The organism is Penaeicola halotolerans (genome assembly GCF_016464625.1).
Lineage (GTDB): Bacteria > Bacteroidota > Bacteroidia > Cytophagales > Cyclobacteriaceae > Penaeicola > Penaeicola halotolerans.
The window spans coordinates 495,700-506,331 of record NZ_JAEAGO010000003.1 but is presented as its reverse complement, the minus strand read 5'-3'; the positions used below and the strand labels follow the sequence as shown (position 1 = coordinate 506,331).

Genomic DNA, 10,632 nt, shown 5'->3' with positions numbered 1-10,632 from the left:
CAAATGTAAATGCTTTCTACATTTTCAACCTAAAAAATGTGCATATTTGGCATCTTGATACAAACTAGGTTTAATCAAAAACAATCATATATGAAATTTGGCACTAAGGCTATTCATGCAGGCGTATCGCCAGATCCTTCTACTGGAGCGATCATGACACCGATATTTCAAACCTCTACTTATGTACAGAGATCTCCTGGAGATCATCAAGGATATGAGTATTCGAGAACGCACAACCCTACGAGAACAGCTCTTCAGCAGGCACTTGCTGCACTAGAAAATGGTCAACATGGGCTTTGTTTCTCTTCTGGATTAGGAGCTATAGATGCTGTAGTAAAGCTGCTCAAGCCTGGTGATGAAGTGATCTCAACCAATGACTTGTATGGTGGTACATATCGTATTTTTACGAAAATATTTGCACAGTATGGCATCAAGTTCAAATTCGTATCGATGGATGATGTCTCAGCTGTAGAGGCGCTCATCACTCCTGCGACTAAGTTGATCTGGGCTGAGACTCCTACGAATCCTATGATGAATATCATAGATATCAAAGCTTTGGGTAAGATTGCTAAGAAGCATCAAGTGCTATTTGCAGTGGACAATACTTTTGCGACTCCGTATATCCAAAACCCACTAGATATGGGAGCTGATATCGTGATGCACTCGGTAACCAAATACCTAGGAGGACACTCTGATGTAGTGATGGGAGCGCTTGTGGTCAATGATGACATGCTTCATCAGCAGCTTGCTTTCATTCAAAACTCTTGTGGTGCTACTCCAGGTCCTCAGGACTGCTTTTTGGTACTGAGAGGACTTAAGACGCTGCATATCAGAATGGAGAGACACTGTCAAAATGGAAAGTCTATCGCTGGATATTTAAAAAATCACCCTAAAGTAGCCAAAGTTTACTGGCCTGGGTTTGAGGACCATCCTAATCATGACATCGCACGAGCGCAGATGAGAGACTTTGGTGGAATGATTTCTTTTACTTTAAAAGATGACTCGCTAGCAGCAGCTAAGTCAGTGTTAGAGAAGTTAGAGCTGTTCTCATTAGCAGAGTCGCTAGGAGGGGTAGAGTCGCTCAGTGGTCATCCAGCTAGTATGACTCATGCGAGTATCCCTAAGGAGGAGCGTGAAAAGACAGGTGTGACAGACTCTCTCATCAGATTATCTGTTGGTATAGAGGACGTGGAAGATTTGATCGATGATTTGAGAAAAGCGATCGGTTAAGCTTAAGATGAATTTATTGATAATCGGCTGGTAGAGATACTGGCCGATTTTTTTTAGAAGCTCTTTGTAGCACTAAAGAGACTATCTGTGAGTTTGCTTATTTTTTCTACTTGTTTGGTCTTGTCGTTTTTGAGGTGAATCAAGAGTTTGGTGTATTTCTCTTTTTTGATTTCTCGGTCAGAAAGAAAAAAAGACAAGTGTTGGATAAATACTTGCGTGCGATACCATGTCTCTAGAGACGCTTTTAGCTTGATAAAAGATGTATAGATTTCGTCTCTGAATGTCTTATTGTAGCCGCTAGTTTCGCGAAGATGCTCTATTAGGATCAAGTTTTCGAGTGACTCCCTCAGTTCCTTAAGTGTAGCTACATTTTTTGAAGCATGTATATTTGGTATGATATGTTCATCCATGTAGTTATTGATGAGTTTGGCTGTCAGTACATTTGCCACATAGTTTGATGCCTCAGTTAGTTTTTCATTGACCAGTTCGTGGTGCTGATGTAGTGACTCAAGTTTGATCTTTATAATAAATTCTCTCAGCTCTTTTTCCGCATTTTGCTTATGTTTTTTTACTTGTTGCTTATAGCTACTGTAGAGCTCTTCGGACTTGAGTTGATACTGTTTAAACTTCTCATATAAATTCTGATAGTCAGCTGTTTGTCTAGCAAGTTTGGCAAGTTTATGATAAGGTTTAAAAAGTTGCTTAGCCTGAACATTATCCATAGGATAGGCAGTCTCTATTAATTCATAGAGTATGTGTAATTTATTAAGACACTTTATCAGGTGCTGATTATGTACAGGGTCAAATGCCTTGCTTAATGCTACTAAAGCATGATCTAGATCCGATGATACGGAGTGAAAGTGAGAAAGAAGTAGTTTGTTTGATTTCACAACCTTATAATTCTACTCCTAATGTCCTCAAATTATTTGATTTTTACAAGTGTCGCTCCATAGCCGAAATTGCTCTTTTGCGTGTCTTGAAAAAACTTCAGGTTATTATTTTGACTGAGGATTTTATGGATTTCTTTTCTCAGTACACCATTTCCAACACCATGTATGAAAGTGATCTCATCCATACCCGAAGCTATGGCATAGTTTAGCTGTTGTTCGAAAGTCTTTAGTTGCAGTTGTATCTTTTCTGCATTACTCATTTGCTCATACTGATCCGTGAGAACTTCTATGTGCAGATCTATTTCTTTGGCTGGTCTGACAAAACTTGGATTTGCTTGTTCAGGTATGTTTTTTTCAGTCAATGCCTCTTTAAGTGCAGCTGTATCCACTGAACTAATATTGGCATCTAGTTGATAGACATAGCCTTTTTGGTTCAAGAGAGGCGTGAGTTTTTGACTTTTAAAAAAAGCGCTAGCCTTAAACTTTATATCTTTGATAAAGGGAAGTCGCTTAGCATAAAAGCCAGTTTTGAAAAACAGCGCTTCAAAGTGGAGGCTAGGCCATTGGTCAAAGCTAGCTACCGTAAACTCAGCTATTTTCAGACTTTTGTTAGGCTTTAGTTCAGCAGCTGATAAGTGTTTGAGATCATTGCCATGCTGCTCCGATAGCGAAAAAAGCAATGTTTCTTCTTTGGTATTGATGATGTGGCAGGCGAGTACTTTATCATTTACAGGAATGTAGGAGAGGAATACGCCTTTCTCTGACTGATTCACCTGCTTCTGTTTGATGATAGGAGTCCCTTGATCAGATTCTGGCTTGTTAAAATAGTCAGCTTCTTCTCGTGCGATCAAGACCACTTCTTTTTTCATCACTGGGATCTGAAAGCCATCTTCTATTTCGATCTCTATGAGACCATTTTCTAGTATTTTGACTATTCTTCCCTCTTCATGCCCGTGCAGTAGTCTGACTCTGTCGCCTATATTCATTGGTTGAGTGCTTCTTTAAATGTGCTGATTGCTCTTTCTCGAGCAAATTTATGCTCTACCATTGGCTTTACATAATCTTGAGTCCCGTATTCTGGCACCCATTTTTTAATATACTTGAGGTCTTTGTCAAATTTCTCCGTTTGTGAACTAGGATTGAACACTCTAAAGTAGGGTTGAGCATCTGTTCCTGTTCCTGCTGCCCATTGCCAGCCACCATTGTTGGAGGCTAGTTCGAAGTCGAGCAATTTTCTAGCAAAATAAGCTTCGCCCCATCTCCAGTCGAGCAGTAGGTGTTTGGTAAGAAAACTTGCTACGATCATACGTACCCTATTGTGCATATAGCCAGTAGCGTTGAGTTCTCTCATACCAGCATCAACTATCGGATATCCGGTCTTGCCTTGGCACCAGCGCTCGAAGTCTTCTTCTGACGTTCTCCAAGGTATGCGATCATACTGCGGCTTAAATGCATGATCTACCACTTGAGGGTTGTGGTAAAGTACCATGCTGTAAAACTCCCTCCAGATCAGCTCACTGAGGTAAGTATCATTGAGTTTAGCTGACTTTTGAACTAGCTGACGAATACTGATCGTACCAAATCTCAAATGTATGCCTAGTCTTGTAGTACCTTTCACAGCAGGGAAGTCTCTCGTCTTATCATAGTTAGCGATGATATCCTGCTTTGCTTCTGAGCTAGGGATTTCAATGGTCGACTTCTCAAATCCCATATCTTTTAAGCTTGGCATATTGATAGGAGCCGTTTTATACAGGTTGGATAAGTGCTTTTCAGAAGGATAAGGCTGTATGTTAGACTCCTTGTACTTAGCGAGCCACTTGTTTTTATAAGGCGTAAAAACTTTGTAAAAATCCCCTCCATCAGTCAGTATTTCGTCTTTTTCGAAGATGACCTGATCCTTGAATGTCAAAAATGTGATGCCTTTTTGATGAGCAAGTCGCTCTATCTGAGCATCCCTTTCTTTAGCGTATGGTTCATAGTCTCTATTGGTATAGATTGCTTTGACGTCATAGGACTCAAAAATTTCTTGATAAGCAGCTTCAGGCGTGTTGTATTTGACTACTAGCGTGCTACCTTTTGACTCAAGTTCAGCTTTGATATCGGATAAAGTTTGATGGATGAAGCTCACTCTTGCGTCATCCTTATCTGATAGCTTGTCTATGATATTACTGTCGAATATAAATATCGGGAGTACGGGTTCTTTTTCTCTCAGCGCATAGTAAAGCGCAGCATTGTCCTCTAGCCTAAGATCCCTTCTTAGCCAAAAAATTGAAATACTTGGTTTTGACATCTTTCCTGTATTAGTGTTTTTGTTTTGACTCTTTAGCCATCCAAATTGTTTGCTGTAGGAAAAATTATTCGCCAGTATCTTCAGATTTTTCTTCTACGAGACCTTCTTGATCTTCATTTCTGAGATACTCATCATTATCATTGAAGAGCTCATTTTCTTCTTTTTTCTTCTTTTTGAGATCATTAAAAAACTCATTGAAGCTATTGAAAGTGATGGTTTGAAGTAAGCTGACCCCTGTGGTATTTACACGGTTATTGAGAGATCTGTTGACAGTATTAAAGTTATTTCTATTGTAGATTTTCACACGATACTTTCCATCCTCAGTGAGTAGGTATTCAGCAGTCCAGTCGCCTGCTATACTCGTAGCATCCACTGTATTGTCCATATTAGCTACCCCACCATCTCTGGTGATACGTAGGCGACCATTGAGCAGCGTGTATGAAAGCCTCAGCTGGAAAGTATTGAGGGCACTTTCATCTAATCCTGATAAGTCAAAGTCAATCTCTAGGTTTTGGTCTATCTGAGCCACTAAGTAGCTGAGTTGATTAGAGAGCAACTGAGATAAACTCTGTCCTACACTAGCACCACCGCCACCACCTAGATTGAGCGATCCTTGTGGTGAAAACCTCCTCAGGATGATCACACTAAATACTTGGCGATTCATCTCTTGATCGTCATTTTGAATACGGTTTTTGAAAGAGGCTATGGCTGTTTGCATCTCTGTACTCGTTTCTGGAAATCCAGAAAAATCGAATCCAAATTGGATATTAGGCTCGAGAAGCGGGCCATCTAAGTTGAGGGTTACTTTGACTGGATACCTTCTGCTCAGCTGTGGATCTCTAGTCAAGGTCGTGTCATAGGATGCGAGGGAAGCGAGCTCTTCGTAGTAAGCGCGGAGATTGAGCGTGCCCGCCATAGGATCGCCAAACCAAGAGATTTTTCCTCCTGGCTCGATGATAAATTCTTTGGTGATGATCCCACCTCCTAGTGTAAAATTGTAAAATGCCTCTGTGACTGTATAATCTCCAGTCATTTTGAAAGTGCCCTTGCTGTCAATTTCTAGCTTGATATCTCCATTGCCGCGACCTCTGATGATATCACCCGTTCGTGGGTCGATGATGATCTCTGTATAAGCGTCAGGAGTAATCTCTAGATCAAAGTTCATTTTGAGTCCTGTGATATCCAGTTTCTCTACTTCTTCGGTGAAGGTTACCGTCCTGCTAGTGTCTAATTTGTTGACGATCTTGATGAAGTCTTCTGTTTTTTGCTCTGATGTGCCGCCTATTGGAATAAATATTCTCGTTCCTGTTTCTGTTTTAGCTTTAGCGTTTATGGTCAAGTTATTGGCAGCACCTAGTACAGATATATTGCCAGTGGCTACTGCAGTACCATAGAAAAGCTCATTGTCTCTAGCCGTAGTATTGAGTAGCTTAAATTTGTTTAAGTTACCACTGATGTCAAGGACGAAGTTGCTAAAGCCGTCATGAAATACCCCACCACTGATGAAAGCCGTATTATTTTCATTGTCTTTGAGGGCTAGTCTCCTAAAACCAATTTCATTATCTGTGAAAACCAACCCTCCATCAAAGTTGTAAGTAGTGCCTAGATAGTTCACTTTCATTTGAGCGCCTTTCACTTCGCCATTTCCAGTGATGTTGGGAAAGTCAAATGTTCCCAGTATCCTAAAACTACCACTTGCAGTGCCTTTGATATTGCTGATATAGTCTTGGAGGAAAGGCTCTGCCACATTGAGTACGGCTTCATCAAACCTAGCAGTCAAATCAAAATTTTGAGTTTCGTTATTGAAAGCAATGGAGCCATTGATATCGACTGTTTTAATGTCTCGTCTGTTGTTTACTAGACTGACATCCATTTCGTCTTCATTGTTATTCCATTTTGCGCTAGCTGTGATATCACCTACCAGTAAGCTATTGATTCTAAATTCCTCTGTCTGAAGATCGCCACTTACTTTGAGGTCATTGAATGGATCACTGATGATGATCTTAGAGGTAATGAGCCCTTCGTAGGATTGGAGTGTGACTGGATTGATATTGTCCGCTTCAAACTGATCTAGTTTGAAGATAAATTCCTTTTCAGGATCACTCGACAGGAAACCTTCCAAAGAGATCGCTTGGTTTTGATTGGAAATTTTGAAGTCAAAAAAACCAAACTCACCGTCACTGATCGTGATGAGGTTATTAGGAGTAAATTCCCATTTTCTTTCCAAAACTCTAATTTCAGATGGTTTGAAGGTGATCTCTGTCCGATCAGTCATGATATCGAGCTCGCCTTCAAATAGCAACTTGTTATCTGATGCTAACTGTTCGATTCCAATAGAAAAGTCTATGTGATCATCATCCCAAAGTGCTTCCACGAACAGATTATCTGTGTCTATGCTATTAGAGATTTTTTGTTTTTTGGACTCCACAAATCCCATCGCGAGGATATTGCTCGTATTCCTCACTTTGGCGGTATTGAAGTCTAGGGTATTGTCAAAAAACCAATTGTTTTTGAAAAATAAGGAATCAAATTCTGTGAAGATATTAAAAATGGTATTCTCTCCATTGATGAATTCCCCCGAAAGATTGATATTCTTTGAGGCATAAAATGATGGCTCTAGTAAATGCACCAGTGGGCTGATGTCTGTTAAATCGAAATTATACGTAATGGTATAATTTGATAGTGAGTCTTTGGGTTCGTTAGCCTTTGTGCCAAGATTTTTTGAGTTTATTGAAGTTTGTTTATTGGAAGTTTTAGAAGCGGAAGAGCTATTTAGTGAGTCTGCGGGCACGCGAGCTTCACTCACAAGTATGCGTCTGTAGTCTTCGAGTAGTTGCTCTAGATCTATTACAAATTGGGTGAAAAGAAAGTCACCGCTGACTTCTCCTTTGATCAGCTCAGATTCGATATTGATCTTTCTGTTGTTATTGGTTTGGGTTGAGGAAAAATTCAGATTTTCGATCTCTAGACCTCGTCCATCGAGGTACAGGTAGTTATCAGAGAAGAAGGCTTCACCTGTCAGGTTATCTATTGTAAAACCAGAAGTGTTGAGGACCATTTTGCTGCTTAGAAATAGCTCCCTCTCTGTCAAGTTTAGTTCTTGAAAAAAGGCTGTATCAAGACTTGCTGAGATATTAATCAGCTCTTGATCAGCAGCTAAGTTCACATTTCCAAGTGCGGTAAATTTAAGATTAGGGTCGTTGATGTCTAGAGAGCCTTCAAAGAGCCCTAGGGCCAATTTCCCTTCTGCGATGATATCCTGATAGTCATATCCGAGGACACCAAGTTTGGCTATTTTTGCATCTAGCTCTATGACTGCTTTTTCAGGATCTATTCCTTGGCCTTTCACTAGTCCATCAAAGCTGATTTGTTGGATTGTTTCTTCTTGATCTAGGAGTTTTCCCAGCTGAAAATTTCTCAAGTAAAGTGAGCCATTGTAAGAGATATTATCTTGGTTTTGAGGGAGCTTTAAATTGATATCTGTCCTGATATTTCCTAATGCTGTGCGAAATCTACCATTGGCCACAAAGTCATTGGTATAGCCGATAAACTCCGAAGTCAAATTAACCATTCCAAATTTGCGAGCTGTTTGATAAGCATCAGCAGGGAGATAGGTTTGCAGATCCCTCATGTCAAGTACTGAATTGTTCAGACTCGCTTGGATAAAGGTGGCATTGATATCGGGCAGTCCTTGCATAGATAAGGTGCCTTTAAGGAGAGAGTTTTCCCCTAGCAAAGCTGCAAGATTATTGATTTTGAAGTCACTGATCGTGCCATCAAATTCCCCGCTTATTTTGTAGATGTCCGTGTAGTCTGCTAAAGCTGGCGCAAACAAAGCTAGATCTCGCGTATCTAGATAGGTGTGTGTTAGGATTGCTTGGATCTGTACTTTATCGATAAAATCACTTAAATCATCTATGCTGTCATAGTTCAGTCGAATAGACTCGCCTATTCGACTTTCATTGAGACTCAGGTCTAGTTCATCGAAGTGCATCAGCTGTGCATTCATTCTGAAGGCAGTTTCCAATCGATTGACTTCTAATCCAGATACATCGTCATAAGCTTCTAATTGCAAAACATTAAATGCCAATGAATCTCCTTCACTATGAAAATTTTGCAGACTCAAATTGACATTATCCAGTTGGAAATTTTGGTAGTCAAAACCATCTTCAAGAGGCGCTTGAGTGAGGTCATACATTGCAAAAACACCATTTTTGAGTCGAATACGACCTATTCCAAAAACGGCAGCAGCAGTAGTATCCACCGGCTCTTCTGATCCAAATCGTTCATTAAGTTCTGCTATCCAAGTGGTGATATTCAGCCCAGAGGTACTGTCAGGTTTAATTAATTGTATCTTTGTGTTCTCAAGATTGACTGCATCTAATCTAAATCGATTAGATCTGATCAGATCGATGATACTCACATCTACATGCAGTCGCTGTGTAGAGATCATGGTACTATCGAGTGGGTCTGTGACGGATAAGTCTTTGAGATATACTGCATCAAACCAGCTGATATTGATGTAGCCGATCTTTACTGTAAAGTCAGAATCTTTGTTGAGATAGCTAGTAGCTACTTGGATAATTCTAGTCTGTACAGGAGGGAGAGAAATCAATAAAACCAAAGCCAAAAGGATGGTCAGCAGTGATAAGATCACAGCCATGATCGTTTTAAAGATACGGCTTTTGAAAATTTGGCTAAATTGAAATTTTTGTTTCAAAGTTGAAAGATGGAAATAAATATCCTGGCTGTAGAGTCCTCATGTGACGAAACTTCGGCTTCTATTATATCTAATGGCAAAGTACTTAATAATATTGTAGCCACGCAATCCGTACACGAAAAATATGGAGGAGTGGTTCCTGAGTTAGCTTCACGTGCACACCAGCAAAATCTGATCCCAGTTATTGCAGAGACGCTGAAGACCTCCGGCATCAGTAAAGATCAACTGTCTGCTGTAGCCTTTACTCGTGGACCAGGGTTATTAGGAGCGCTATTGGTAGGTACTTCTTTTGCTAAGGCGTTTGCACTAAGTCTGAATATCCCCTTGATTGAGGTAAATCACATGCAGGCGCATATTTTAGCACATTTTATTGATGATCCTAAGCCAAACTTCCCGTTTTTATGTTTGACAGTGAGTGGGGGGCATACGCAGATTGTACTGGTCAAAAGCCATCTGGAAATGGAAGTGATCGGGGAGACGCTCGATGATGCAGTTGGGGAGGCCTTTGACAAATCTGCTAAAATCTTAGGCTTGCCATATCCTGGAGGACCACTGATCGATCGATATGCACAAAGTGGTAACCCAAAAGCTTTTGAATTTCCACTCTATGAAATGAAAGGTTATGACTATTCATTCAGTGGAATAAAAACTGCTATCTTGTATTTTTTACAGGATCGAATGAAAGCAGATGCGAGCTTTATCAAAAACAATTTAGCAGACATCTGCGCGAGTATCCAGTATACCTTGATTGCACTTTTGATGAAAAAGCTAATCAAAGCAGCCAAGGATTTGGGCATCAAAGAAATCGCTATCGCAGGAGGTGTTTCGGCTAACTCTGGCTTGAGAGCAACACTTGCTGAGTTAGCTAATAAGTATGGTTGGAAAGTATATATTCCTGCTTTTGAATACTGTACAGACAATGCTGGAATGATCGCCATGGCGGCACATTATAAGTTTTTGGCAGGGGAGTTTGTGGGGCAGGAGGTAAGTCCTTTGCCTAGAATGAAAATTTAATTGATACAATAGAAATGTCGCAGGTAAAAGATAAAAATAGATTTGCTAAGACGGTCAACATTAAAAATCGCAAGGCAAGTTTTGAATTTGAGTTTATAGAGAAAGTAGTAGCAGGTATGGTGCTGATGGGTACTGAGATCAAATCCATCAGAGAGGGCAAAGCTACACTTAATGATGCTTATTGTTACTTTAACAGAGATGAGCTTTACGTGAAGCAACTCCACATCACGCCCTACAATCAAGCTGCCCACTTTAACCATATCTCAGATAGAGAGCGTAAGTTGCTTTTGAGTAAAAAGGAGATTGAAAAGCTTCAATCTAAAATGGATGAAAAGGGTTTGACCATTATCCCCATTAGGCTATTTATCAATGACAGAGGATTTGCTAAATTGGAGATCGCTTTGGCACGAGGGAAGAAGCTTCATGACAAGCGACAAGACATGAAGGCCAAGGATGCAAAACGAGAAATGGATCGATTAAAATTCTGA

The 10,632-nt window shown here is 40.2% G+C and carries 7 protein-coding genes; 3 read left to right on the top strand and 4 right to left on the bottom strand.

Annotation, left to right across the window (positions count from 1 at the left end; translation table 11 throughout):
* Positions 1-36 precede the first annotated feature (36 nt).
* Positions 37-1,230, top strand: a complete 1,194-nt coding sequence (locus I5349_RS09750) for a cystathionine gamma-synthase (RefSeq protein ID WP_226390574.1) — start codon at positions 37-39, stop codon at positions 1,228-1,230.
* A 53-nt stretch (positions 1,231-1,283) separates the two neighbouring features.
* Here I5349_RS09750 and I5349_RS09745 read toward each other — a convergent pair whose 3' ends face one another.
* The 4 genes from I5349_RS09745 to I5349_RS09730 form a co-directional block, all read right to left on the bottom strand.
* Positions 1,284-2,120, bottom strand: a complete 837-nt coding sequence (locus tag I5349_RS09745; protein WP_226390573.1) for a hypothetical protein — start codon at positions 2,118-2,120, stop codon at positions 1,284-1,286.
* Between the two features lie 32 nt (positions 2,121-2,152).
* Complete coding sequence (locus I5349_RS09740) at positions 2,153-3,106, bottom strand: Smr/MutS family protein (protein ID WP_226390572.1); 954 nt, start codon at positions 3,104-3,106, stop codon at positions 2,153-2,155.
* On the bottom strand, positions 3,103-4,410 hold the full coding sequence (locus tag I5349_RS09735) for a cryptochrome/photolyase family protein (protein WP_226390571.1): 1,308 nt from the start codon (positions 4,408-4,410) through the stop codon (positions 3,103-3,105). The genes I5349_RS09740 and I5349_RS09735 overlap by 4 nt, the downstream gene beginning before the upstream one ends.
* Before the next feature lie 64 nt (positions 4,411-4,474).
* The gene (locus I5349_RS09730) at positions 4,475-9,073 is read right to left on the bottom strand and encodes a translocation/assembly module TamB domain-containing protein (protein ID WP_226390570.1); all 4,599 of its coding nucleotides are present in this window, start codon (positions 9,071-9,073) and stop codon (positions 4,475-4,477) included.
* A 66-nt stretch (positions 9,074-9,139) separates the two neighbouring features.
* Between I5349_RS09730 and tsaD the strand changes: the two genes are divergently transcribed.
* Entirely contained in the window at positions 9,140-10,144 is a 1,005-nt protein-coding gene (tsaD, locus tag I5349_RS09725) for a tRNA (adenosine(37)-N6)-threonylcarbamoyltransferase complex transferase subunit TsaD (RefSeq protein ID WP_226390569.1), read from the top strand.
* A 14-nt stretch (positions 10,145-10,158) separates the two neighbouring features.
* Complete coding sequence (gene smpB / locus I5349_RS09720) at positions 10,159-10,632, top strand: SsrA-binding protein SmpB (RefSeq protein WP_226390568.1); 474 nt, start codon at positions 10,159-10,161, stop codon at positions 10,630-10,632.

Bases quoted from the DNA above. Each gene is read 5' to 3' on its own strand.
- I5349_RS09750 (WP_226390574.1), top strand. From the start codon at position 37: ATGTGCATATTTGGCATCTTGATACAAACTAGGTTTAATCAAAAACAA.
- I5349_RS09740 (WP_226390572.1), bottom strand. From the start codon at position 3,106: ATGAATATAGGCGACAGAGTCAGACTACTGCACGGGCATGAAGAGGGA.
- I5349_RS09735 (WP_226390571.1), bottom strand. From the start codon at position 4,410: ATGTCAAAACCAAGTATTTCAATTTTTTGGCTAAGAAGGGATCTTAGG.
- I5349_RS09730 (WP_226390570.1), bottom strand. From the start codon at position 9,073: ATGGCTGTGATCTTATCACTGCTGACCATCCTTTTGGCTTTGGTTTTA.
- tsaD (WP_226390569.1), top strand. From the start codon at position 9,140: ATGGAAATAAATATCCTGGCTGTAGAGTCCTCATGTGACGAAACTTCG.
- smpB (WP_226390568.1), top strand. From the start codon at position 10,159: ATGTCGCAGGTAAAAGATAAAAATAGATTTGCTAAGACGGTCAACATT.